This window comes from Pseudomonas sp. EA_65y_Pfl1_P113 (assembly GCF_963970525.1).
GTDB lineage: Bacteria > Pseudomonadota > Gammaproteobacteria > Pseudomonadales > Pseudomonadaceae > Aquipseudomonas > Aquipseudomonas tritici.
This window is the reverse complement of sequence record NZ_CAXAQM010000005.1, coordinates 138,153-160,020: the sequence shown is the minus strand read 5'-3', so window position 1 is coordinate 160,020 and position 21,868 is coordinate 138,153. Positions and strand designations below refer to the sequence as shown.

24 protein-coding genes and 2 pseudogenes are annotated in these 21,868 nt (G+C 60.2%); 15 read left to right on the top strand and 11 right to left on the bottom strand.

Annotated features, from left to right (window positions below; all coding sequences use genetic code 11):
• Position 1: 1 nt before the first annotated feature.
• From AACY52_RS07360 to AACY52_RS07350, 3 genes and pseudogenes are all read left to right on the top strand, one after another.
• A pseudogene (locus AACY52_RS07360) lies at positions 2-1,185 on the top strand (CitMHS family transporter); the annotation flags it as partial.
• A 1-nt stretch (position 1,186) separates the two neighbouring features.
• A pseudogene (locus AACY52_RS07355) lies at positions 1,187-2,499 on the top strand (acyclic terpene utilization AtuA family protein).
• Positions 2,496-2,810: a hypothetical protein gene (locus tag AACY52_RS07350; RefSeq protein WP_339436283.1), complete on the top strand. Its 315-nt coding sequence runs from the start codon at positions 2,496-2,498 to the stop codon at positions 2,808-2,810. Before AACY52_RS07355 ends, AACY52_RS07350 begins: the two are co-directional and overlap by 4 nt.
• A gap of 47 nt (positions 2,811-2,857) precedes the next feature.
• Here the strand turns inward: AACY52_RS07350 and AACY52_RS07345 are convergent, their stop codons facing one another.
• The 5 genes from AACY52_RS07345 to AACY52_RS07325 all read right to left on the bottom strand — a co-directional run bounded on the left by AACY52_RS07345 (position 2,858) and on the right by AACY52_RS07325 (position 5,642).
• Positions 2,858-3,229 carry a glutathione S-transferase N-terminal domain-containing protein gene (locus AACY52_RS07345; protein ID WP_065873333.1) on the bottom strand — a complete coding sequence of 124 codons (372 nt, stop codon included), beginning with the start codon at positions 3,227-3,229 and terminating at the stop codon, positions 2,858-2,860.
• Between the two features lie 102 nt (positions 3,230-3,331).
• Positions 3,332-3,877 (bottom strand): GTP cyclohydrolase I FolE, encoded by a 546-nt coding sequence (folE, locus tag AACY52_RS07340; RefSeq protein WP_339438344.1) that lies wholly within the window; start codon positions 3,875-3,877, stop codon positions 3,332-3,334.
• Between the two features lie 78 nt (positions 3,878-3,955).
• The gene (locus tag AACY52_RS07335; protein ID WP_339416503.1) at positions 3,956-4,513 is read right to left on the bottom strand and encodes a Smr/MutS family protein; all 558 of its coding nucleotides are present in this window, start codon (positions 4,511-4,513) and stop codon (positions 3,956-3,958) included.
• A 75-nt stretch (positions 4,514-4,588) separates the two neighbouring features.
• On the bottom strand, positions 4,589-4,909 hold the full coding sequence (locus tag AACY52_RS07330; RefSeq protein WP_339506327.1) for a hypothetical protein: 321 nt from the start codon (positions 4,907-4,909) through the stop codon (positions 4,589-4,591).
• 142 nt (positions 4,910-5,051) lie between these two features.
• On the bottom strand, positions 5,052-5,642 hold the full coding sequence (locus AACY52_RS07325) for a cysteine hydrolase family protein (RefSeq protein ID WP_339416501.1): 591 nt from the start codon (positions 5,640-5,642) through the stop codon (positions 5,052-5,054).
• 239 nt (positions 5,643-5,881) lie between these two features.
• Here AACY52_RS07325 and prmB point away from each other — a divergent pair, with 239 nt between their 5' ends.
• Positions 5,882-6,796 (top strand): 50S ribosomal protein L3 N(5)-glutamine methyltransferase, encoded by a 915-nt coding sequence (prmB, locus tag AACY52_RS07320; RefSeq protein ID WP_339436282.1) that lies wholly within the window; start codon positions 5,882-5,884, stop codon positions 6,794-6,796.
• A gap of 89 nt (positions 6,797-6,885) precedes the next feature.
• Here the strand turns inward: prmB and AACY52_RS07315 are convergent, their stop codons facing one another.
• Both AACY52_RS07315 and AACY52_RS07310 read right to left on the bottom strand, forming a co-directional pair.
• Positions 6,886-7,692, bottom strand: a complete 807-nt coding sequence (locus AACY52_RS07315; protein ID WP_339539851.1) for a hypothetical protein — start codon at positions 7,690-7,692, stop codon at positions 6,886-6,888.
• A 99-nt stretch (positions 7,693-7,791) separates the two neighbouring features.
• Positions 7,792-8,754 (bottom strand): alpha/beta fold hydrolase, encoded by a 963-nt coding sequence (locus AACY52_RS07310; RefSeq protein ID WP_339416496.1) that lies wholly within the window; start codon positions 8,752-8,754, stop codon positions 7,792-7,794.
• Between the two features lie 143 nt (positions 8,755-8,897).
• On the opposite strand from AACY52_RS07310, the gene aroC reads away from it, so the two are divergent.
• The 4 genes from aroC (at position 8,898) to AACY52_RS07290 (ending at position 12,222) form a co-directional block, all read left to right on the top strand.
• Positions 8,898-9,989 carry a chorismate synthase gene (aroC, locus tag AACY52_RS07305; RefSeq protein ID WP_339416494.1) on the top strand — a complete coding sequence of 364 codons (1,092 nt, stop codon included), beginning with the start codon at positions 8,898-8,900 and terminating at the stop codon, positions 9,987-9,989.
• A 61-nt stretch (positions 9,990-10,050) separates the two neighbouring features.
• On the top strand, positions 10,051-11,214 hold the full coding sequence (locus tag AACY52_RS07300; protein ID WP_339455471.1) for an MFS transporter: 1,164 nt from the start codon (positions 10,051-10,053) through the stop codon (positions 11,212-11,214).
• A complete protein-coding gene (locus AACY52_RS07295; RefSeq protein WP_339416490.1) occupies positions 11,211-11,741 on the top strand; it encodes an acireductone dioxygenase in 531 nt (176 codons plus the stop codon). The genes AACY52_RS07300 and AACY52_RS07295 overlap by 4 nt, the downstream gene beginning before the upstream one ends.
• 211 nt (positions 11,742-11,952) lie before the next feature.
• On the top strand, positions 11,953-12,222 hold the full coding sequence (locus tag AACY52_RS07290) for a helix-turn-helix transcriptional regulator (RefSeq protein WP_339416489.1): 270 nt from the start codon (positions 11,953-11,955) through the stop codon (positions 12,220-12,222).
• Positions 12,223-12,281: 59 nt separating this feature from the next.
• On the opposite strand, the gene AACY52_RS07285 is transcribed toward AACY52_RS07290, so the two are convergent.
• Entirely contained in the window at positions 12,282-12,560 is a 279-nt protein-coding gene (locus tag AACY52_RS07285) for a DUF3509 domain-containing protein (RefSeq protein WP_339455473.1), read from the bottom strand.
• Positions 12,561-12,912: 352 nt separating this feature from the next.
• Here AACY52_RS07285 and AACY52_RS07280 point away from each other — a divergent pair, with 352 nt between their 5' ends.
• From AACY52_RS07280 to AACY52_RS07260, 5 genes are all read left to right on the top strand, one after another.
• Positions 12,913-14,739 (top strand): long-chain-acyl-CoA synthetase, encoded by a 1,827-nt coding sequence (locus tag AACY52_RS07280; RefSeq protein ID WP_339436280.1) that lies wholly within the window; start codon positions 12,913-12,915, stop codon positions 14,737-14,739.
• 110 nt (positions 14,740-14,849) lie between these two features.
• Positions 14,850-15,365, top strand: a complete 516-nt coding sequence (locus AACY52_RS07275; protein ID WP_339560384.1) for an ankyrin repeat domain-containing protein — start codon at positions 14,850-14,852, stop codon at positions 15,363-15,365.
• 42 nt (positions 15,366-15,407) lie between these two features.
• Positions 15,408-15,938, top strand: a complete 531-nt coding sequence (locus AACY52_RS07270) for a hypothetical protein (RefSeq protein ID WP_314561447.1) — start codon at positions 15,408-15,410, stop codon at positions 15,936-15,938.
• Positions 15,939-16,005: 67 nt separating this feature from the next.
• Positions 16,006-16,197 carry a PLDc N-terminal domain-containing protein gene (locus tag AACY52_RS07265; protein WP_003172956.1) on the top strand — a complete coding sequence of 64 codons (192 nt, stop codon included), beginning with the start codon at positions 16,006-16,008 and terminating at the stop codon, positions 16,195-16,197.
• Between the two features lie 339 nt (positions 16,198-16,536).
• Positions 16,537-18,624 (top strand): LTA synthase family protein, encoded by a 2,088-nt coding sequence (locus AACY52_RS07260; RefSeq protein ID WP_339416484.1) that lies wholly within the window; start codon positions 16,537-16,539, stop codon positions 18,622-18,624.
• 68 nt (positions 18,625-18,692) lie between these two features.
• Here AACY52_RS07260 and AACY52_RS07255 read toward each other — a convergent pair whose 3' ends face one another.
• Entirely contained in the window at positions 18,693-18,845 is a 153-nt protein-coding gene (locus AACY52_RS07255; protein WP_065873322.1) for a DUF3309 family protein, read from the bottom strand.
• 326 nt (positions 18,846-19,171) lie between these two features.
• Here AACY52_RS07255 and AACY52_RS07250 point away from each other — a divergent pair, with 326 nt between their 5' ends.
• Positions 19,172-19,987: an SDR family oxidoreductase gene (locus AACY52_RS07250; RefSeq protein ID WP_314561452.1), complete on the top strand. Its 816-nt coding sequence runs from the start codon at positions 19,172-19,174 to the stop codon at positions 19,985-19,987.
• Positions 19,988-20,114: 127 nt separating this feature from the next.
• The gene (gene csrA, locus AACY52_RS07245) at positions 20,115-20,312 is read left to right on the top strand and encodes a carbon storage regulator CsrA (RefSeq protein WP_049712242.1); all 198 of its coding nucleotides are present in this window, start codon (positions 20,115-20,117) and stop codon (positions 20,310-20,312) included.
• A gap of 7 nt (positions 20,313-20,319) precedes the next feature.
• Here csrA and AACY52_RS07240 read toward each other — a convergent pair whose 3' ends face one another.
• Together AACY52_RS07240 and AACY52_RS07235 are read right to left on the bottom strand one after the other, a co-directional pair.
• Positions 20,320-20,547, bottom strand: a complete 228-nt coding sequence (locus AACY52_RS07240; protein ID WP_003192759.1) for a YheU family protein — start codon at positions 20,545-20,547, stop codon at positions 20,320-20,322.
• Positions 20,548-20,606: 59 nt separating this feature from the next.
• Positions 20,607-21,791, bottom strand: a complete 1,185-nt coding sequence (locus tag AACY52_RS07235; protein ID WP_339416483.1) for an osmoprotectant NAGGN system M42 family peptidase — start codon at positions 21,789-21,791, stop codon at positions 20,607-20,609.
• Between the last annotated feature and the right edge of the window lie 77 nt (positions 21,792-21,868).

Sequence of the window (21,868 nt, the reverse complement as noted above, 5' to 3'; positions counted from 1 at the left end):
GCTGCTCGGCGGGTTCGGCCTGCAAACCAGCGCCTTCATCATCACCGGTATCAAGAACGTCGCCCCCGTGGTGGGTATGTTTGTGTTCGCGATCCTGTTTTTCGGGATCATGACCGACGCCGGCATGCTTGACCCCATCATTGATCGCATCCTGCGCACGGTAGGGACGCGTCCTACACGAATTGTCGTGGGTACGGCGACCTTGGCGTTACTGGTGCACCTGGACGGCTCCGGCGCGGTGACCTTTCTGGTGACGGTGCCGGCGATGCTGCCGCTGTACACGCGGCTGGGCATTGATAAGCGCATCCTCGCGTGTGTCTGCGCGATGGCGGCAGGGGTCAACTTCTTACCGTGGACCGGCCCGGTGCTGCGCTCCTCCGCGGCGTTGCATGTGCCGGTGGCGGACCTGTTCCAGCCGCTGATCCCGGTGCAGATCGTTGGTCTGATCTTCGTATTCGCCTGCGCCTGGTGGCTGGGTCATCGCGAAGAAAAACGCCTGGGCCTCGGCGCCGGCTCGGTCGTCGATGCGATGCCGCAACGGGTGCTCAGTGACGACGACATCAAGCTGCGTCGCCCAGGTCTGTTCTGGGTCAACTTGATCCTGACCGTGCTGGTGATGGTGGTGATGATTGCCGGCTGGGTCGACCCGGTGGTGATGTTTATGCTCGGCACCGTGATGGCTTTGTGTATCAACTATCCCAATGTGGACGCCCAGCGCGCCCGCATCGATGCCCACGCCAAGACCGCGCTGACCATGGCCAGTATCCTGCTCGCCGCGGGGGTGTTCACCGGGATCATGCAAGGCACCGGCATGCTCAAGGCGATTGCCGAAGTGGCGGTGGCGCAGATTCCGGCCGGCCACGGCAAGTTGATCCCGGCGGTGGTGGGCTTTATTTCCATGCCGTTGAGCATGCTGTTCGACCCCGACTCCTACTATTGCGGCGTAATGCCGGTGATCGCCGAAGTGGGTAAGGCCTTGGGCGTCGACCCGTTGCAAGTGGCCCAAGCCTCATTGCTCGGCGTGCACACCACCGGTTTCCCGGTCAGCCCGCTGACCCCGCGACCTTCCTGTTGGTGGGCCTGTGCAAGATCGAATTGGCCGATCACCAGCGCTTCACCATTCCGTTTCTGTTCGCAGCGTCGGTGTTGATGAGCCTGACGGCGTTGCTCCTGGGAGTAATTTGAGATGAAAACCTTGCGCATCGGTTCCGGCGCCGGCTATTCCGGCGACCGTATCGAACCTGCCGTGGAGCTGGCCGAGCGGGGCGACCTGGATTACCTGGTGTTCGAGTGCCTGGCTGAACGCACCATTGCCCTGGCGCAACAGGCGCGGATCAGTGATCCACAGGGTGGGTACGACCCCTTGCTGAGTGAGCGCATGCGCCGGGTGTTGCCTTTTGTTGGCCGGCCTGAAGGTCGCCGCCGCCTGCGGGTGATCACCAACATGGGCGCCGCCAATCCGGTATCCGCGGCTATTGAAGTGCGGCGGATTGCCGGTGAGTTGGGCCTTGATCTTAAGGTGGTTGCGGTCGTCGGCGACGACGTGTTGAACGTGTTGCAGCCCGAGTTTCTGTTGGATAATGGCCAGACTGTCGGCTCATTGGGTGAACGGCTGATTTCCGCAAATGCCTACCTGGGCGTCGACGGTATTCTGGAGGCGTTGCGTGCCGAAGCAGATGTAGTGATCACCGGGCGCGTGGCCGACCCATCGCTGTTCCTCGCGCCGCAGATGTTTGAATTTGGCTGGGCGCCGGACGATTGGCTGCGTCTGGGGCGCGGCACTTGCTCGAATGCGCCGGGCAAGTCAGCGGTGGGTATTTTGCCGATCCCGGCTTCAAGGACGTGGATGACCTCGCGCGCCTGGGCTTCCCCTTGGCTGAGATCGATGCCGACGGCGACGCCTTGATCACCAAGGTTGCCGGCTCAGGTGGGCGGGTCAGCCGCGCCACCTGTACTGAGCAACTGATCTACGAAGTGCACGACCCGGCGGCGTACCTCACGCCGGATGTGACGGCCGATTTTTCCCAGGTGGGGTTTGTCGAAGAAAGCGTTGATCGCGTGCGCGCCAGCGGTGCCGACGGCCGCGCGCGGCCCGAACAATTGAAGATCAGCGTCGGCTATCTGGATGGCTGGATCGGTGAAGGGCAGATGTCCTACGGCGGCCCCGGTGCTGTCGCACGGGCGCAGCTGGCGCGGGATGTAGTCCTCAAGCGTCTTGAGTTGATGGGCGTGAAGATGCAAGACCTGCGCGCGGAGCTGATCGGCATGGACTCGCTTCACGGCACACGCAGCACAGTCGAACCCTGGGAAGTGCGCCTGCGCGTGGCGGCCCGCTGTGAGGATCGCGGCGAAGCGGTGCGCGTTGGCAATGAAGTTGAAACCCTCTACACCAATGGCCCGTCCGGAGGCGGCGGCGCGAGCAAAAGCGTGCGCCAAGTGGTGGCCGTGGCGTCGTTGCTGCTGCCGCGCAATGCGGTCAACCCGAGGATCGAAGCATGAAGTTGCACACGCTGGCCCACTCCCGCACCGGGGATAAGGGCGACACGTCGAATATCTCGATCATTGCCTACCGTGCCGAGGATTATCCGCTGCTGTGCGAACAGCTCACGGCCGAGCGCGTGGCTGAGTTTTTCGCTGGCTTGCGCGAACCGGGGGCGGCACCTGTGCGGCGTTATGAGTTGCGCAATGTGCAGGCGCTGAATTTCGTGCTGCCGGGGATCCTGCGCGGTGGCGTCACCCGTTCGCTGGCGCTGGATGCGCATGGCAAGTGCCTGGGTTCCGCGCTGCTGGATCTGGTAATACGGCGTTAAGGCGGGCACAGGCAAGCCAGCGCCCACATTTTGATTTTTTAAACCTGTCAGACCGCAGCAAACCGCTTGTCCAGGTAATCAATGATCACCTTGGAGTCATACATCCAGGTGGTCTGGCCATTTTCTTCAATGCGCAGGCACGGCACTTTGATCTTGCCGCCTTGCTCCAGCAGGGTCTGGCGGTCCTGCTCGTTGTTCTTCGCATCCTTCAACGCTACTGGCACATTCAGACGATGCAGGGTGCGGCGAGTCTTCACGCAGAACGGGCAGGCATGGAATTGATAGAGCGTCAGCTCCTTGGCTGCCGCATTCACCAACGCCTGCTGTTCGGCAGGCCGCTGCTTTTTGCGCGGGCGGGTAAGGAAGTCGCCCGCGATGATGACGTGGCCGAGGCCCACTCGAAGTGCTTTGACGAACATGGCTAAAACCTCTTGCCCGATACAGAAGGGGCCGCAGCTTACCTCAATTTGGCAGGCGAAAAAAAACCGGCGATGAACGCCGGCTTTTTCGTATGCAGCCTGTTACTTGATCAGGCTGAGGAATTCGCTGCGGGTGGCCGCGTTTTCGCGGAACTCACCCAGCATCACCGAGGTGATCATCGACGAATTCTGCTTCTCGACACCGCGCATCATCATGCACATGTGCTTGGCTTCAATCACCACGGCCACGCCCAGGGCGCCTGTCACTTGCATCACGGCATCGGCGATCTGGCGGCTGAGGTTCTCCTGGATCTGCAGGCGGCGGGCGTACATGTCGACGATCCGCGCAACCTTTGACAGGCCCAGCACTTTGCCGCTCGGGATATACGCCACGTGGGCCTTACCGATAAACGGCAGCAGGTGGTGTTCGCACAGCGAGTACAACTCGATGTCCTTGACCAGCACCATTTCGCTGTTGTCGGAGCTGAACAAGGCACCGTTGGTGACTTCTTCGAGCGTCTGCGCATAGCCGCGGCAAAGGTACTGCATCGCCTTGGCGGCACGTTTTGGCGTGTCGAGCAGGCCCTCGCGGGAAACGTCCTCGCCGAGTTGGCCGAGGATCTCGGTGTAATTCTGTTCCAGGGACATGAAACTACCTGTGGGATTTTCGCAAAGCGCAAGGTTACGGTGGCGGACACATCGCTGCAAGCCTGACGAGGGCACTTGTTACTCGTCACGCCCTTCCATCATGGTGCGCTTGAGCATCACATACACCGCTCCCGCGCCGCCGTGGCGGGCCTGGCACGAGGTAAAGCCGAGTACCTGGGCGTGCTGGCGTAGCCAGGTGTTGACGTGGCTCTTGATCATGGGCCGCTTGCCGTCCAGCCGCACGGCCTTGCCATGGGTAACGCGCACGCAGCGGATTTCGAACTTGGTGGCTTCGGCCAGGAAGGCCCACAGGGTTTCGCGGGCTTTTTCCACGGTCATGCCGTGCAGGTCGAGGCTGCCTTCGAAGGGGATCTGGCCGGCCTTGAGCTTGCGCATCTGGCTTTCCTGCACGCCGTCGCGGGTCCACATCAGCTCGTCTTCGGGGCCGACATCGATTACGAATTGGTCCGACAGGCCGTCCACGGTGGTGGCGTCGGTGCGCACGGTCGCGGCCTGGCGCAGCTTGGCGATCTGCGCCCGGTCGGCCTTGGGTTTGCCGGTATCGGCGCGATCGTGCTTGATCGGCTTGACGCCGCGCAGCTCGTTTTTGAACAGGGAAAAGTCGTCGTCGTGCATGTTGGCCTCCGCGAAGGGCGGGCAGTTTACCTAAATCGCGGCGGCCAGGGCGCAGGAAACGCTATCCAAGCGCCATCAGTCGTGCTTTTTCATCAGATGCGAAGCGATGTTCAGCGACAACGGCTGGCGCATTTTCCGACGGCTGCGCCGCCACAACCACACGCCCAGCCACAGCACCAACAGCCCGATCGCCAACAGAATCGCCGAACCGCCAGGGCTGGCATTCAGCTCGCCAAGGGCCGGCGAGTGACCCAATAGACCGGCGCCACCAGCGCCAGCCAACAGCACACCAATAATCGCCAGCAGCGCGGCAATGCCGGCCACCAGGCGCAGACGCCAGTTGCTCGGGCCCTTGGGGCGCAAGCGACGAGCATCAAAACCATCGGATATCTTCATTCCGACCTTTCCTCCAGGGTATCGGCCCTTCGACCGGACAATACACAGGTTGTTCCGGGGGGAGGGGTAAATGCGCCAAATGAAAGGGCTCTGCGGATGAGCGGGGCAATAAACACTGCCGCGCCGCTCATCAAAAGGTCGATCAGATCAGGTCTTTGGTCTGCGCGAGAGTGGCAAAGTTGTCGGCCATGATCGCCATTTCAGTCTGCTGCACATGCTCGGCGCTCAAGATGCCGCCTTTGTAAGGCAGGTCACGGGTGGTGCAGGCGTCTTCCACCAGGGTGCAGCGAAAGCCCAGGTTCTTGGCGGCACGCACGGTGGTGCTGACACTGGAATGGCTCATGAAGCCGCAGACGATCAAGTCCAGAGGGCCGAGGTCTTGCAGGTGTTTTTCCAGGCCCGTGCCGTGAAAGGCACTGGGCAGCAGCTTGCCGATGATGGTTTCGTCGCCAAGAGGCTCGAGGCCGGGAATGAACTCACCGCGCTCGCCCTGGGGGTCAAACAGGCCACCCACGGTGCCCAGATGGCGTACATGCACGATCGGCCGCCCTGCATTGCGTGCCGCTGCAACGAGTTGTTTGATGTTTTCGACAGCTGCGTCCATGCCCGAGAGGGCGAGTGGACCGCTGAGGTATTCCTTCTGGGCGTCGATGATCACGAGAGTCGCATGGGCAAGGTTCGCTGCTGCGTAACCACGACCGCTGAGTTGAAACATCGTCTTTGGAACGGACATTCTGGGGCTCCTGTGAGGGGGGCTTTTGCGACATTGTCCACTGGCTGAGCGGTTCTGTGAATCGCTACGATCGTAAGGTACGCCGTTGTTGACGTGCAGCCATGTCAATAGGTGGGCTTGTTTAACACAATGATGGCAATTTGGATGAATTCCGACGTGTGGCGACAGGTGTTCGTACATCGTCGATAGGGGCTAAGGCTGTTAGAATCGCCAGTCGTTTTTTCCAGGAGCTTGCCCCCGTGACCACTTCTTCTTCCCGCCTGCGCACCTTGCGCGACCATATCCGTTGGGCTGTCAGCCGTTTTCATGGGGAAGACCTGTTTTTTGGCCATGGCACCGACAATGCCTGGGACGATGCCCGGCAACTGGTGCTCGGCGCCTTGCACCTGCCATGGGAAATTGCCGACAGTTACCTGGATTGCAACCTGGAAGAAGAGGAAGTCGCGCACCTGCAACGGTTGCTGCACCGCCGGATCCACGAACGCGTGCCGACACCTTATCTGATTGGCGAGGCCTGGTTCTGTGGCATGTCATTTATCGTCGATGAGCGTGTGCTGATCCCGCGTTCGCCGATCGGCGAGCTGATTGAAAACCGCTTCGCGCCTTGGTTGGCCCAGCCACCGGCACGCATCCTAGACCTGTGCACCGGCTCCGGCTGCATCGGCATCGCCTGTGCCTACGAGTTCCAGGACGCCGAGGTGGTGCTGGGGGACTTGTCCTTCGAAGCCCTGGAAGTGGCTAACCAGAACATCGAGCGTCATGGCGTTGATGAGCGCGTGTATACCGTACAGGGCGACGGTTTCGACGGCCTGCCGGGCCAGCGCTTTGACCTGATCGTGTCCAACCCGCCGTACGTGGATGCCGAAGACTTTGCCGACATGCCTGACGAATACCAGCACGAGCCGGAGCTGGGCCTGGCGTGCGGCGATGATGGCTTGAATCTCGTGCGGCGTATGCTGGCCGAGGCGGCGGACCACTTGACCGAGAAGGGTTTGCTGATGGTTGAAGTGGGAAACAGCCAGGTCCACGTCGAAGCGTTGTACCCGGAAGTGGATTTTGCCTGGCTGGATTTCCAGCGCGGTGGGCATGGGGTGTTTATGTTGACGGCGGAACAGTGCCTGGCGCATCAAGCAGTGTTTGCCGCCAGAGTTTAACTTGTCCTAGCCATAGGAATACGGTGCAAATGTGGGAACGAGCACGCCCGCTCCCACATTTTGATCTTATTTCCTAGTGCGAACCTGTTTCAGCGGTGTGTCGCAATCCAGATCAACAACCCCGCCTGAAACACCGTAAACGCCACCAGGCACGTGATGGTAAAGCGCAACCCGCTGTCCTCACGCTTGAACTTGGTGACTTTTTCCTCTTCCTTGCGCAGCTTCACTTCGTGTTCCATCAGATTCTGCTCGGCCTGTTGCAGCATCTGCGCCGCTTCAAGAATCTCCACGAACTGCACCTTCTCGGTGTTCCAGCTGTCCAGCACGTCGCTGACCTTGCCCGGTTGCACATTGCCTTTGAGGTGCTGCACATCGGCGTAGGCCACATCAAAACCCTGGATGCGCAAGAAGTGATCGCGGCGCAGGCGTGTCGCTTCGTTCAATGCGTCCTTGTTGGACAGGTCCACGCCGTCGACGCGATAGTGCGACCACTTCTTCTTCGCCCACGCGGCGGCTTGGGCGACCAGGAAGCGGCCGATACCGCGGTTGGCCGGTTCGATTTCCAGGCTGTTGCCCGGGCCGAAATGCACGCGGTGCTTGTCGTGGTCGACCCAGATATCCAGGTGATTCTGCTCACGGCGCACGCGCTGGCCCGGCAGTTGGATGACCATGCGCAGCAGGCTGTGGTGCTTGTCATTGCGCTCGGCATAACCGAATTGCACGAACCGCAATGGCCGCACGCCCGTGGCCCGGTCGGTGGCCAAGGGGGCCAGGCGCAGCATCTTGAAATGCTCGGCCTGAACATCCGCCCATGGCAGGGTCGCCGCGTCGACGGCCTCGGTTTTTTCAGCCGGGGTTTCGGCGGTAGGTTCCGGTGTTGCTTCAGTGGTTGTCATGCGGCGCGATCCTGTCCAAGCCCAGCAAACCGACAGTCTGTTTACTGTCGACCCTGGGCTTATCGGCCGTTTTTTCCAAGACTGGAGGCAAATTGCCGCTTAATGGGGTTGAAGTCCGTCGATAAAGCGCACCAGACGACTGCCCAGCTCGGCGGCGAGGGGCAATTGCGGGTCGTTGTAGGAGGCCAATTGCTGTTTCACGTCGTTGGGCACGATGCGCATCACGTGGTTCATGCCCCCGATCACCGCAAGCTGAGCGTCTGGCTTGGCCTTTTTCAGTTGCTGGGCATCGCCCACTCCGACCTGGATGTCGTTGGTGCCCTGGATGATCAGCGCTGGCATGCGCAGCTTTGCGAAGGCGGCCGACGGGTCGGCGCGAAACAAACTGATCAGATACGGCTGCACACTGGGTCGGAAAATGCCTTCCAGTGGGCCAGGCACATCCATATCCACTTGGCCGGCCTTGAGGTGATCGAGGATTTGATTGCTGCGCAGCAGCAGGGCAGGCGGCAGGTGATCGGCCAACTGTTGGCGGATCACCTGATCAACCGGGCGTGCGCTGCCGGACAGGGAAATCACGCCGGCGGGGTCCAGTTGCGGCGCGGCGAGGGCTGCTACCAGGGCGCCTTCACTATGGCCGAGCACAATCAGCGGGCCCATGCGTTTGTCGGCTTTGAGCAGTTTGCCCCAGGCCACGGCGTCCGCGACGTAAGCGTCCAGGGTCAGGTTGCGCTCATCCGGCGTGGCGGCCAGGCTGGCGGCCACGCCACGCTTGTCGTAGCGCACGCTGGCGATGTTATGCCGCGCCAGCACCCAGGCCAGGCGCTTGAGGCTGTCGTTGCGCGCCCCGTCGGCACTGTTGCCGTTGCGGTCGGTGGGGCCGGAGCCGGCAATGATCAGCACCACCGGTACTGGCTCGTCGGATTTGGGCAGTAGGAGTGAGCCAAACAGCTCGCCGCTACCGGTGTCCAGGCTTATGGGGCGTTGCAACACAATGGGGGAGGCGGCAAAGCCAAGGCTGGAAAACAGGGTGAGGGTCAACAGTAGAACTCGCAGCATCATCGCGCCATCATCAGAGAGGTGCCGGTTGGACCAAGGTCTACCGGTAAGGTTTCGAGGATGAACTAGTCGGTTGGCCTGCGTATACTGGCGGCCTTAAGTTATTACAGTTGACTTGATTCAACTGATTTCACGGAGCGCCCTGCATGTCCGGCAATACCTTCGGCAAGTTGTTCACTGTCACCACCGCGGGCGAAAGCCATGGCCCGGCGTTGGTCGCCATTGTCGACGGCTGCCCGCCTGGCCTCGAGCTGTCCGTGGCAGACCTGCAGCGTGACCTCGATCGTCGCAAACCCGGCACCAGCCGCCACACCACCCAGCGCCAGGAGCCCGACGAAGTCGAGATTCTTTCCGGCGTGTTCGAAGGGCGTACCACCGGCTGCTCCATCGGCTTGCTGATCCGCAACACCGACCAGAAGTCCAAGGACTACTCGGCGATCAAGGACCTGTTCCGTCCGGCCCACGCCGATTACACCTACCACCACAAATACGGCGAACGCGACTACCGTGGCGGTGGCCGCAGCTCGGCCCGCGAAACCGCCATGCGTGTGGCTGCCGGCGCCATTGCCAAGAAATACCTGGCGACCCAGGGCATCGTGATCCGCGGCTACATGAGCCAGTTGGGCCCGATTGAAATTCCGTTCAAGACCTGGGACAGCGTGGAAGAAAACGCTTTCTTCAGCCCCGACCCGGACAAGGTGCCGGAACTGGAAGCCTACATGGACCAGTTGCGCCGCGACCAGGATTCGGTCGGCGCCAAGATCACCGTGGTTGCCGAAGGCGTTAAACCGGGCCTGGGCGAACCGATCTTCGACCGCCTCGATGCCGAACTGGCCCACGCGCTGATGAGCATCAACGCCGTCAAAGGCGTGGAAATCGGCGCCGGCTTCGCGTGCGTGTCCCAGCGCGGCACCGAGCATCGCGACGAGCTGACCCCGCAAGGTTTTCTCAGCAACAACGCGGGCGGCATCCTCGGCGGTATATCCTCCGGCCAGCCGATCGTTGCGCACCTGGCGCTCAAGGCGACCTCAAGCATCACCACAACGGGCCGTTCGATTGATGTGCACGGTAACCCGGTTGACGTGATCACCAAGGGCCGCCACGACCCCTGCGTCGGCATCCGCGCTACGCCGATTGCCGAAGCGATGATGGCCATCGTGTTGATGGACCACCTGCTGCGCAACCGTGGTCAAAATGCTGACGTCCATGTAACCACCCCGGTACTGGGCCAGCTGTGACTGCTTGTTGTAGTGAGCGAGCTTGCTCGCGCTGGGCTGCGAAGCAGCCCCCTGCCAAGCCATGACTAACCCTCTCCCATACTGGCGCCTCTCCAGCTTCTACCTGTTCTACTTCGCCCTGCTTGGGGCGACAGCGCCGTTCCTGGCGCTGTACTTCAATCACCTCGGGTTCTCCAGCGCGCGCATCGGCGAGCTGGTAGCGATCCCCATGCTGATGCGCTGCGTGGCGCCCAACCTGTGGGGCTGGCTGGGTGACTACACCGGCCAACGCCTGGCCATCGTGCGCGTTGGCGCGGTGTGCACCCTGGCGAGTTTTTCGCTGATCTTCGTCAGTCATACCTACGCCTGGCTGGCCCTGGTGATGGCGCTGCATGCGTTCTTCTGGCACGCAGTGCTGCCGCAGTTTGAAGTGATCACCCTCGCGCACCTGCGCAAACAAACCTCGCGCTATAGCCAGATCCGCCTCTGGGGCTCCATTGGTTTTATCCTCACCGTGGTGATCATGGGTCGCCTGTTCGACTGGCTGAGCCTGGACATCTACCCGGTGGTGGTTGTGGTGATCATGGCCGGCATCATCGGCGCCAGCCTGTGGGTGCCGAACGCGCAGCCGGCGACCCAGGGTAGTCGCCTGGCAGGCGAGGGATTCCTGAAACAATTGCGCAGCCCGGGCGTCTTGGCGTTTTACGCCTGCGTGGCGTTGATGCAAATGAGCCACGGCCCGTACTACACCTTTCTCACCCTGCACCTCGAACACCTGGGTTACAGCCGTGGTGTGATCGGCCTGTTGTGGGCTTTGGGTGTCGTGGCGGAAGTGCTGATGTTCCTCGCCATGAGCCGTATCCTCTCGCGCTTTTCGGTACGCCGGGTATTGCTCGCCAGTTTGCTGCTGGCGGCACTGCGCTGGCTGCTGCTGGGTTCGTTTGCCGAGTTTTTCTGGGTGCTGTTGCTGGCGCAGGTGATGCACGCCGCCACCTTCGGCAGCTTTCACGCGGCAGCGATTGCCTTTGTGCAGCGCAGTTTTGGCGACAAACAACAAGGCCAGGGCCAGGCACTGTATGCCGCCCTGGCCGGTACCGGCGGTGCGCTGGGCGCGCTGTATTCGGGCTACAGTTGGAACCTGTTGGGGCCGACCCTGACCTTCAGCATCGCCAGCGTCGCCGCCCTGGCCGCCGCCGTTATCATCGGTCTTCGATTGCAAGAGCAGAACCAAGGAACCCTTCAATGAGCTACGTCGCTGTCTACTCCGCCGCTACACCGGACACTCCGAACAAGGTCTTGACCCATTTCGATGACATCGCCGCGACTCTGGCCGAGCATGGCGTGCGCTTTGAGCGCTGGCAGCCGAGCCCGATTGAGCAGGGCGCCAGCGATGCCGAACTGATCGCGGCGTATCAGACGCAGATCGATGCTCTCGGCTACGGCTCTGTAGAAGTGCTGCGCGTTACCGGCGATCACGCGCAAAAATCTGAACGGCGTGCACAGTTTTTGGACGAGCGCCGTTACAGTGAAGACGATGGGCGTTTTTTCATTGCTGGCCAGGGCCTGTTCGCCCTGCACATTGGCGACTACGTGTACGCCGTGCGTTGCGAGAAAAACGACCTGCTGGTGATTCCCGCCGGTATTGCGCACTGGTTTGACATGGGTGAGAACCCGCACTTCGTAGCGTTGCGGTTGTTCAATACGGCGAAAGGGTGGGTACCTGAATTCACAGGTGACGATATTGCCCGGCGCTTTCCCGGTTTGGACGATTAATTACGGCCTATCAGAAACTTCAATCCCCGTATGGTGGAAGTTTCTGTGGGAAGAAACTTAACCTTCTGTAGGGACTTGCTGTTTATTTTCGGGCCTGCGCCTTAATACCATTCCTTATGTAACTCTCTCTGGTATTAGCGTTTATATCACCTGTCAATAGGAGGAATCCGAAGGGTGATAGGACGTCGACCAATAAAATGGAGAGAACGCAATGAGAGGCCCGAGGGAATCGTTTCTACCGCCGTATTCGGTACCCAATGCTGCCAGGCGACGCATTAACCTGGCGGGCAAGTCGCTGACCCCGACAGAATTGGAAATATTGCGCTGGGCCTCGGAAGGCAAGACTGTGTGGGAGATCAGTAAGATACGCGCCACGTCAGAAGCCACGGTAAAATTCCACTTGCGCAATATCTACGGCAAGTTGGAAGTGACCAACCGCGTGCAGGCAATGAATGAGGCCGCGCGTCAGGGGCTTTGCTGAAGGCGTAAAAAAGGGCCGCGACACTCAACAGTGTCGCGGCCCTCTGCTTTGTCTGAGCCTTAAGCCGAGTGGTACGTCGGCAGGGCAAAGCGGTTTTGGCTCTGCAGCATCGAAATCTGCGGCAGGTCGCTGGCTTGTTCGGCGAGGTCGCGGCGAATGGCGCTGATCACCCAGGTCAATTGGTCGGCAGTGTGCAACTGCTGGTAGGAGATCGAGCGCTTCACCTGTTTGCCTTCGCTGTTACGCAGGGTCAACAGGATGCCGCCGTCAGGACGTGGCTGAGTGGTGACGTCGTAGTTGCAGAATACTGAAGCGAATTTATCTTGGATCAGGCTCATGTCTATCAGCTCCGTTGGCTCAAGTTGGCAAGCATGGAGTGATAGGTGCAGTGATTGTGCCAGCTACCGATTTATAAAAATATCGTTATAAATCAGTGTCTTGTGAAAATTCAGGAATTTCAGTTTCGTGCAATTTGCATGAATGGCCATCATGTATCCTGCATTTTGCGTTGTTCCTCAGGCCTGAACAGGCGCCCCATCAGTTTTTAAGACTGCCTCTGCGTCGCTAAATTCCATTTTTCCGCGGTCGCTCATCGGGATACAAAACTTTTCAAATCCTGCGTGTACAGCCGAAGAGTGGCTGACGTACTTTCCTGCAAGGTTTACGAAGAATAAGAAAAAGGACGTTCCCATGAGCCATCCGCCAAACGACATGATCACTTGGGGCATGATGCTGCGTAAGGTGCCTGCCATTGTTTGTGCGCTCCCCCGCGTGGTACGCGGCATGCGTGCCGCCAATGTCACAGACCCCCAGCAACCCTGCGGCCTGGGCTGGCACTTTGAACAAGCCGCCTTGCGTAACCCGGATGGCGCCGCCTTGTTGTACGCCGACCGCGTCCTCAGCTACACCGAAGCCAACCAACAGGCCAACCGCATTGCCCATCATTTGCAGGCCCATGGCATCGGCAAGGGTGATGTAGTCGCGATGTTTATCGAAAACCGTCCCGAACTGCTGCTTAACGTGTTGGCCGTGACCAAGCTGGGCGGCATCTGCGCCATGCTCAATACGGCGCAAACCCAAGCGGCGCTGGTGCACAGCCTTAACCTGGTGAACCCCGTGGCGATCGTGGTGGGGGCAGAATTGGTGGACGCCTACGAAGTCGTGCGTAATGAGGTGGCGATCGAGGCAAAACGCACGTGGTTCGTCGCCGAGCAACACGGCGCCACGGTGCCGCAAGGTTACATCGACCTGATCGCTGCCAGCGCCGAGCGCCCGGCGACTAACCCGGCCAGCACCGCGCAGGTTTTCTTCAACGATCCCTGCTTTTATATCTACACCTCCGGCACCACGGGCTTGCCCAAGGCCGGCATCATGAAGCACGGCCGCTGGACCAAGACCGCCGTCAGCTTCGGCAGCATTGCCTTGGACATGGGCCCGGACGACGTCCTTTATTGCACGCTGCCGCTCTATCACGCCACCGGCCTGTGCGTGTGCTGGGGCTCGGCGATTGTCGGAGCGTCGGGGTTTGCCATCCGGCGTAAATTCAGTGCCAGCCAGTTCTGGGACGACGCGCGTAGATTCAAGGCGACCACCCTCGGTTATGTCGGTGAATTGTGCCGTTACCTGCTCGACCAGCCAGCCAGCGAAAACGATGGTGATCACCGCGTGACCAAGATGGTCGGCAATGGCCTGCGTCCTGGCGTGTGGGCGCAGTTCAAGGCGCGTTACGGCGTCCATCATGTGTGCGAGTTGTATGCCGCCAGCGACGGCAATATCGGCTTCACCAACGTCTTGAATTTCGACAATACCGTCGGTTTTTGCCTGCAGCACTGGGCGCTGGTGGACTACACCCTCGATACGGGTGAGCCCCTACGCGGCAGCGATGGTTTCATGCACAAAGTGAAGACAGGTGGGCAGGGATTGTTGCTGGCCAGGATCGATGAAAAGTCGCCTTATGATGGCTACACCGACCCGGAAAAGAACCGCCAGGTGGTCCTCACCGATGTATTCGTGAAGGGCGACCGCTACTTCAATACCGGCGATCTGGTGCGCAGCATTGGCTTTGGCCATGCGCAATTCGTCGACCGTATGGGGGATACCTATCGCTGGAAGGGCGAAAACGTCTCCACTACGGAAGTTGAGAATGTCCTGTTGCAACATCCGCAGATCGCCGAGGTCGTGGCCTATGGTGTGGAAATCGAAAACACCAACGGCCGTGCCGGCATGGTTGCCATCACCCCGAGCGAGTCCCTGGCCGCCCTGGACATGCGCGAGTTGCTGCAGTTCGCCCATGGCCAGTTGCCGCATTATGCGGTGCCGTTGTTCCTGCGGATCAAGGTGAAGATGGAAACCACCGGTACCTTCAAATACCAGAAAGTACGGCTCAAGCAGGAGGCGTTCGACCCGGACAAGGCAGGCAATGATCCGGTCTACGCCTGGCTGCCGGGTTCGGACTGCTATGTACCGGTGACGGGGCCATTGTTGGCGCAGATCCAGGCCGGCCACTTCCGTTATTAACCGTAGCGTTATTGATTCTGCCTATGGCGCCTTTTGACAAAAAAGCCATGACAGGTGGGAACTCCCTCGCGACACTGGCGCCTATTCAGTATCAGGACAAGGAGCCCCACATGTCAGATCAACCCAAACAAATGACCGATGATGAAGCCGCCGAATTTGCCGAGCAGGTCTTTGACGTCGCCCGCAAAGGCGACGCCGCTATGCTCGCCGCGCTGCTGGCCAAAGGCTTGCCAGCCAATTTTCGTAACCATAACGGCGACACCCTGTTGATGCTCGCGGCCTACCACGGCCATGCCGAGGCGGTAAAAGTCCTGCTGGAGTTCAAGGCTGACCCGCTGATCGCCAATGACAAAAACCAGTTGCCGATCGCCGGGGCTGCGTTCAAGGGCACCTTGCCGGTAGTACAGGCGCTGATCGAAGGGGGCGCGCCAGTGGATGCCTCCTCCTCGGACGGCCGTACCGCCTTGATGGTGGCGGCAATGTTCAACCGCGTGGAGATGGTCGACTACCTGCTCGGCCAGGGCGCCAACCCCAAGGCGACTGATGCCCAGGGCGCGACGGCGTTGGCGGCGGCGCAGACCATGGGCGCCGTGGATACGGCGGCGCAGTTGCGGAAACTGGTGTAGGCTACGCGCCCTCAAAAACCAGCCCGCTACAGGACCATGCCCATGAAAACCGCCCTCGTCGAACTCATCAGCAAAATCAGCGCCGGCGTCATGGGCGAGGACGAAGTGGCGCGTATCGCCGATGAAGCGGCCCAGGCCTACGCGGACCCGGCGGCGTTTTTGGCGGCCAACCCGGATATCAACTACGACGATACCTTCCCGATTCCTTTGGGTGAATGGATCGTCGTCGGCAGCCTGCCGGACACCGTGTTGTTCCAGGCCGACACCTACGGCGACCTGTTCGCACAGATCGTCGCTTCGTTCGGCCCAGGCGTAGCGTTCAACCTCAAGCCCAAGCAACTGGCCAAGACCGAAGACCTGACTGCACTGAACCGCATCCAGATCCAGATGAGTGCCCTCAGCCCGGAAGATGGCGGCTACGTGTTGCTCAACTTCAGCCAACTGTTGGACGACGAGATCCAGGCCGTGCTGGTCTACGGCAACGACCTGCCGCGCGTGCTGGCGTTGTGCGCCGAAGTCGGTATCAAGGGCGAACCGTCCCTGGAAGCGCTGAAGATCGCTGTGCACGTCTGAAATAGAACGGAACCCCGGCCAGTGCTGACTATCCTACAAGTGCATGCCCTCACTTAGGAGCGACACCATGGGTTCGACTTTCAATGGCCTGATCGGGCTGATCATCCTGGCGCTGGATATCTGGGCGATCATCAATGTGTTCAAAAGCGGTGCCAGCACGGGCGCCAAGGTGCTGTGGATTTTGCTGATCCTGTTGTTGCCGGTGCTGGGCTTGATCATTTGGGCAATCGCCGGGCCGCGTGGCAACGTGCGGATATGACTGTAAAACTGCCCACTCAACATTGAATGGCCGTAGTCAATGTGGGAGGGGGGCAATCCCCCTCCCATATTTCTTTGTGTCGAAATATTCGCTATACAGAATTTTCACACAGCCTTCCGGACAATTCCCTTCGTTCTATTTCCTTGTAGGACGGCTCTGTCGCCGGCTGGCGAAAGCCCTACAAAGAAGTGTTTTTCCTCAGTAATCAATAGCGTTGATGGCATTCATCGGGCACCATTTGCGCCAACGCGCTTACCCCCCGTTCCTACACGCTTGGGCGTGGGCAGGATGCCGCAGCAATATTTCGCAACTTAAACTTCCAATGGGTCCTCAAACGACATGGCAAACCCGGACGCCCTGAATCATCAGCGAGCTTCAAGTCGCCTGCTGCAACCCACCGTCAAATCCCATCTGGCATACACGCTGCTCTGCGCACTGGTCATGATGGTGATGTTCTCCCTGCTGCGCCTGGCGCTGCTGGTGTACAACCGCGAGATGATCCTCGACACGCCGGCCTCGACCTTCCTTGAAGCGTTCGCCAACGGCCTGCGCCTGGACCTGCGCCTGGTGGTTTACCTGATCATCCCATTGCTGCTGGCGTTGTTCAGCGTACGGGCGATGGCTGCTCGCGGGTTCTTCCGTTTCTGGCTGACCGTGGCGTCCAGCATCGCCCTGTTCCTGGGCCTGATGGAAATGGACTTCTATCGCGAGTTCCACCAGCGCCTCAACGGCCTGGTGTTCCAGTACGTGAAGGAAGACCCGAAAACCGTGATGAGCATGCTCTGGTACGGTTTTCCGGTGGTGCGTTACCTGCTGGCCTGGGCCGTGGGCACGCTGATCCTGAGCATCGCCTTCAAAGGCGCCGACCGTGCAACGCGCCCACGCGGGCCGTTCAGCGGTGGCAGCATCGGCACTCGCCAAGTAGCGCCGTGGTACACGCGTATTGCGGTGTTCGTGGTCTGCCTGTTGGTCGCTGTCATCGCCGCGCGTGGCACTCTGCGCCAAGGCGCGCCACTGCGTTGGGGTGACGTCTACACCACCGACTCGAACTTCGCTAACCAACTGGGCCTGAATGGCACGTTGTCGCTGGTCGGCGCGGCCAAGGCACGGTTCTCCGAGCATCGTGACAACACTTGGAAGGCGACGCTGGAACAGCCGTTGGCGACCCAGACTGTGCGCGACATGCTGGTGCTGCCGACGGAAAAACTGGTGGATACCGACACCGCCGCCGTGCGCCGCGAGTTCACCCCACCGGCAGAGAAAACCCTGCCGATCAAGAACGTCGTCGTGATCCTGATGGAAAGCTTCGCCGGTCACTCGGTCGGCGCCCTGGGTCGTCCGGGTAACATCACGCCGTACTTCGACAAACTGTCCAAGGAAGGCCTGTTGTTCGACCGCTTCTTCTCCAACGGCACTCACACTCACCAGGGGATGTTTGCCACCATGGCGTGTTTCCCCAACCTGCCGGCGTTCGAATACCTGATGCAGACCCCGGAAGGCAGCCACAAGCTGTCGGGCCTGCCCCAGTTGCTCAGCGCGCGCAAGTTTGACGACGTGTATGTCTACAACGGTGACTTCGCCTGGGATAACCAATCGGGCTTCTTCAGCAACCAGGGCATGACCCACTTCATTGGTCGCAACGACTTCGTCGACCCGGTGTTCTCCGACCCGACCTGGGGCGTGTCCGATCAGGACATGTTCAACCGTGGCCTGGAAGAGCTGAAAGCCCGCGAAGGCGGCAAGCCGTTCTATGCCTTGCTGCAAACCTTGTCCAACCACACGCCGTATGCCTTGCCGACGCCATTGCCGGTCGAGAAGGTCACGGGTCGTGGCAGCCTTGACGAGCATTTGACGGCGATGCGCTACTCCGACTGGGCGTTGGGCCAGTTCTTTGAAAAGGCGCGTAAGGAGCCGTATTTCAAGGAAACCTTGTTCGTGATTGTCGGCGACCACGGCTTTGGCAACGAACAGCAGATCACCGAAATGGACCTGGGTCGCTTTAACGTGCCGATGCTGATGATCGCACCGGGCATACAGGAGAAGTTCGGCGAGCGTGACCACACCGTGGGCACCCAGATCGACATCGTGCCGACCATCATGGGCCGCCTGGGTGGCGAAACCTTGCACCAGTGCTGGGGGCGCGACCTGCTGAACCTGCCGGAAGGCGATAAAGGCTTCGGCGTGATCAAACCGTCGGGCAGCGATCAGACAGTGGCGCTGGTTACCGGCGATCGCATTCTGGTGTTGCCGAAGGAAATGCCACCCAAGCTCTGGGAATATGAGCTGGGCGCCCACCCGACCGGTAAAGTGATTCCTGAATCGCCGGACGAGGGGGCATTGAGGCAGAAACTTGAGTCGTTCCTACAGACGGCGACCAAGAGCCTGTTGGATAACACCGCCGGTGTGGCTGACGGCAAGCCGGACTAATTAACCGGCAATAAAAAAGAGGCCTTTTTCAAGGCCTCTTTTTTTGCTGTTTTTTTGCTACCAGGACTTTATATCCGGCCAAGCAACATCAACACCAGCAGCACAACCAATACCACCCCGAGGATACCCGACGGGCCGTAACCCCAGTTACGCGAGTGAGGGAACACTGGCAGACCACCGACCAGCAGGAGGATCAGGATAATGATCAGAATGAGGCTCATGGTTTTTCCTTATTGTCTTTCTGCAAAGACCGGTTATTTAACGATAGGCCCGACAGCTAACTTACGGACGCCTTAATAACTCCGACTATTGCCCCTCGCGAAAAATTCAGTATTTTTTAAAGCATTTCGTGCACTCGCTTATTTCTTTTAATGCGTTCGCAAATTCGTTTTGCTAGTTGAAAAATATTGAACTTAGGCAATAGGCAAACATCCGACCCAGTCGCCGGTTTGCCAAGGGCATTCATCACTCTGATGGTGGGTGGGTGTGGGAAAAACCTTCGCTACACTGCCGGTCACTTCTTCCGTGAACCACAAGGCTACCTCCTATGCAAAATCGCATGATGATCACTGGCGCCGGGTCTGGCCTGGGTCGCGAAATCGCTCTGCGCTGGGCCCGCGAAGGTTGGCAATTGGCCTTGTCTGACGTCAGCGAGCCGGGCTTGCAGGAAACCCTCAAGCGCGTGCGCGAGGCGGGCGGCGACGGTTTTGTGCAGCGCTGTGACGTGCGCGATTACAGCCAGCTCACCGCATTTGCCCAGGCTTGCGAGGTGAAACTGGGTGGCATCGATGTGATCGTCAACAATGCAGGCGTGGCTTCGGGTGGGTTCTTCGCCGAACTGTCCCTGGAAGACTGGGACTGGCAAATAGCAATCAACCTGATGGGCGTGGTCAAGGGCTGCAAGGCGTTCCTGCCCCTGCTGGAAAAGAGCAAGGGCCGCATCATCAACATCGCGTCTATGGCGGCATTGATGCAGGGCCCGGCCATGAGCAACTACAACGTGGCCAAGGCCGGCGTGGTGGCGCTGTCGGAAAGTCTGCTGGTGGAGCTAAAGCAGCAGGAAGTCGGCGTGCACGTGGTCTGCCCGTCGTTCTTCCAGACCAACCTGCTCGACTCGTTCCGTGGGCCGACCCCGGCGATGAAGGCCCAAGTGGGCAAACTGCTTGAGAGCTCGCCGATTTCGGCGGCAGACATTGCCGATTACATTTATCAGCGCGTCGCAGCAGGCGAGTTCATGATCCTGCCCCATGAGCAAGGGCGGATGGCGTGGGCGTTGAAGCAGAAGAACCCGCAGTTGCTCTATGACGAGATGACCACCATGGCCGACAAGATGCGTGCCAAAGCGCAGGCGGTTAAAGGCTGATCAGGTGGCAGTCTGTCAGGTAAGTTACCTGCGTATGTAGGGAGTGCCTGATTTCACCGCAAGGCATTGATGGCCCCACAGCCAGCGCGCATGGTCGAGGTCCTGTCATTCTAAAAGGACAACCGCCATGCTGGTCTTAAGCCGCGCCGTAGGCGAAGTCATCTCCATTGGCGATGACATCGCCGTGCACATCCTCGAGTTGAACGGTAACCAGGTGAAGTTCGGTGTTGCAGCGCCGGCCGGGGTGCATGTTCATCGCGCGGAGGTGTACCAGAAAATCCTCGAACGCCAAGCCGCTGAGCTGCACGCGGCCCCCAACCCTTAGCGCATTTTCAGTCGAATAGATGCTTGGGCACGTCGTGCTTGAGCATCAACTGGCATTGCTCGCTCTCGGGGTCGAACACGATCAGCGCCTGGCCCTTGGTCAGCGCCTGGCGCACGCGCAATACGCGGGTCTCCAGGGGCGTGTCGTCGCCATTGTCGGTGCCGTCACGGGTGACGAAGTCTTCGATGAGGCGGGTCAGGGTGTCGACTTCAAGAGCGTCGTAGGGAATCAGCATACAAGCCTCGGGTGATGGATCCCGGCGATGCTACTGCGCCGGGACCGGAGTTGCCAGTCTCAGGGCTTGTTGCCCACCAGGCTCTCCACCGATGGCACCCGCGTGTCGCTCTCCATTTGTGCATCGTGTTCAATCTGATGACTGAACCGATCCAGTGAACCCTGGGCCGGTTGTGCGTCGCTGGCGAATACGGGCGGGCTGAGAATATACGCGCCCAGCAGGCGGCTCAGCGCCGCGAGGCTATCGATATGGGTGCGTTCGTAGCCGTGAGTCGCGTCGCAGCCAAACGCCAGCAACGCGGTGCGGATATCATGGCCTGCGGTCACGGCCGAGTGCGCATCGCTGAAGTAGTAGCGGAACAGGTCGCGGCGCACCGGCAACTCGTTGTCAGACGCCAGGCGCAGCAAATGCCGCGAGAGGTGATAGTCATACGGCCCACCCGAATCCTGCATCGCCACGCTCACCGCATGTTCACTGGAATGCTGGCCGGGGGCGACGGGGGCGATATCGATGCCGACGAACTCACTGACATCCCAGGGCAGGGCGGCCGCTGCGCCGCTGCCGGTCTCCTCGGTAATAGTGAAGAGTGGGTGGCAGTCGATCAGCAACGGCTCGCCGCTGTCGACAATCGCCTTGAGCGCGGCGAGCAGGGCAGCGACGCCAGCCTTGTCGTCAAGGTGTCGGGCGCTGATGTGCCCACTTTCGGTAAATTCGGGCAGCGGGTCGAAGGCCACGTAGTCACCGATGCCGACCCCCAGGGAATCGCAATCGGCGCGGGTCGCGCAGTAGGCGTCCAGGCGCAGCTCCACGTGGTCCCAGCTCACCGGCATTTCGTCCACGGCGGTGTTGAACGCGTGCCCGGAGGCCATCAACGGCAGCACGCTGCCACGGATCACACCGTTATCGGTAAACAGGCTGACGCGGCTGCCTTCGGCAAATCGGCTCGACCAGCAGCCCACCGGCGCCAGGCTCAGGCGGCCGTTGTCCTTGATCGCGCGTACGGCGGCGCCGATGGTGTCCAAGTGTGCGGACACCGCACGGTCTGGGCTGTTCTTCTGGCCCTTGAGGGTGGCGCGAATAGTGCCGCGCCGCGTCATTTCAAACGGAATGCCCAGTTCTTCCAGGCGCTCGGCGACGTAGCGCACGATGGTGTCGGTAAACCCGGTGGGGCTGGGGATGGCGAGCATTTCCAGCAGCACTTTTTGCAGGTAAGCGAGATCCGGTTCGGGGATGGTTTGGGGCATAAAGGGGTCCTTTAGTTGCAAGCTATTAGCTGCAAGCTGCAAGCTGCAAGTTCGGTGTGGTGTAAGGCTGTTGAGTT

Coding starts and splice junctions, on each gene's coding strand:
- AACY52_RS07285 (WP_339455473.1), bottom strand. CDS start 12,560: ATGAGCCTGATCCAAGATAAATTCGCTTCAGTATTCTGCAACTACGAC.
- AACY52_RS07260 (WP_339416484.1), top strand. CDS start 16,537: ATGGCAAACCCGGACGCCCTGAATCATCAGCGAGCTTCAAGTCGCCTG.
- AACY52_RS07240 (WP_003192759.1), bottom strand. CDS start 20,547: ATGCTGATTCCCTACGACGCTCTTGAAGTCGACACCCTGACCCGCCTC.
- AACY52_RS07235 (WP_339416483.1), bottom strand. CDS start 21,791: ATGCCCCAAACCATCCCCGAACCGGATCTCGCTTACCTGCAAAAAGTG.
- AACY52_RS07250 (WP_314561452.1), top strand. CDS start 19,172: ATGCAAAATCGCATGATGATCACTGGCGCCGGGTCTGGCCTGGGTCGC.
- AACY52_RS07300 (WP_339455471.1), top strand. CDS start 10,051: ATGACTAACCCTCTCCCATACTGGCGCCTCTCCAGCTTCTACCTGTTC.
- AACY52_RS07265 (WP_003172956.1), top strand. CDS start 16,006: ATGGGTTCGACTTTCAATGGCCTGATCGGGCTGATCATCCTGGCGCTG.
- csrA (WP_049712242.1), top strand. CDS start 20,115: ATGCTGGTCTTAAGCCGCGCCGTAGGCGAAGTCATCTCCATTGGCGAT.
- AACY52_RS07310 (WP_339416496.1), bottom strand. CDS start 8,754: ATGATGCTGCGAGTTCTACTGTTGACCCTCACCCTGTTTTCCAGCCTT.
- AACY52_RS07325 (WP_339416501.1), bottom strand. CDS start 5,642: ATGTCCGTTCCAAAGACGATGTTTCAACTCAGCGGTCGTGGTTACGCA.
- aroC (WP_339416494.1), top strand. CDS start 8,898: ATGTCCGGCAATACCTTCGGCAAGTTGTTCACTGTCACCACCGCGGGC.
- AACY52_RS07335 (WP_339416503.1), bottom strand. CDS start 4,513: ATGCACGACGACGACTTTTCCCTGTTCAAAAACGAGCTGCGCGGCGTC.
- AACY52_RS07270 (WP_314561447.1), top strand. CDS start 15,408: ATGAAAACCGCCCTCGTCGAACTCATCAGCAAAATCAGCGCCGGCGTC.
- AACY52_RS07290 (WP_339416489.1), top strand. CDS start 11,953: ATGAGAGGCCCGAGGGAATCGTTTCTACCGCCGTATTCGGTACCCAAT.
- AACY52_RS07345 (WP_065873333.1), bottom strand. CDS start 3,229: ATGTTCGTCAAAGCACTTCGAGTGGGCCTCGGCCACGTCATCATCGCG.
- AACY52_RS07330 (WP_339506327.1), bottom strand. CDS start 4,909: ATGAAGATATCCGATGGTTTTGATGCTCGTCGCTTGCGCCCCAAGGGC.
- AACY52_RS07275 (WP_339560384.1), top strand. CDS start 14,850: ATGTCAGATCAACCCAAACAAATGACCGATGATGAAGCCGCCGAATTT.
- AACY52_RS07295 (WP_339416490.1), top strand. CDS start 11,211: ATGAGCTACGTCGCTGTCTACTCCGCCGCTACACCGGACACTCCGAAC.
- AACY52_RS07280 (WP_339436280.1), top strand. CDS start 12,913: ATGAGCCATCCGCCAAACGACATGATCACTTGGGGCATGATGCTGCGT.
- AACY52_RS07350 (WP_339436283.1), top strand. CDS start 2,496: ATGAAGTTGCACACGCTGGCCCACTCCCGCACCGGGGATAAGGGCGAC.
- AACY52_RS07255 (WP_065873322.1), bottom strand. CDS start 18,845: ATGAGCCTCATTCTGATCATTATCCTGATCCTCCTGCTGGTCGGTGGT.
- AACY52_RS07315 (WP_339539851.1), bottom strand. CDS start 7,692: ATGACAACCACTGAAGCAACACCGGAACCTACCGCCGAAACCCCGGCT.
- folE (WP_339438344.1), bottom strand. CDS start 3,877: ATGTCCCTGGAACAGAATTACACCGAGATCCTCGGCCAACTCGGCGAG.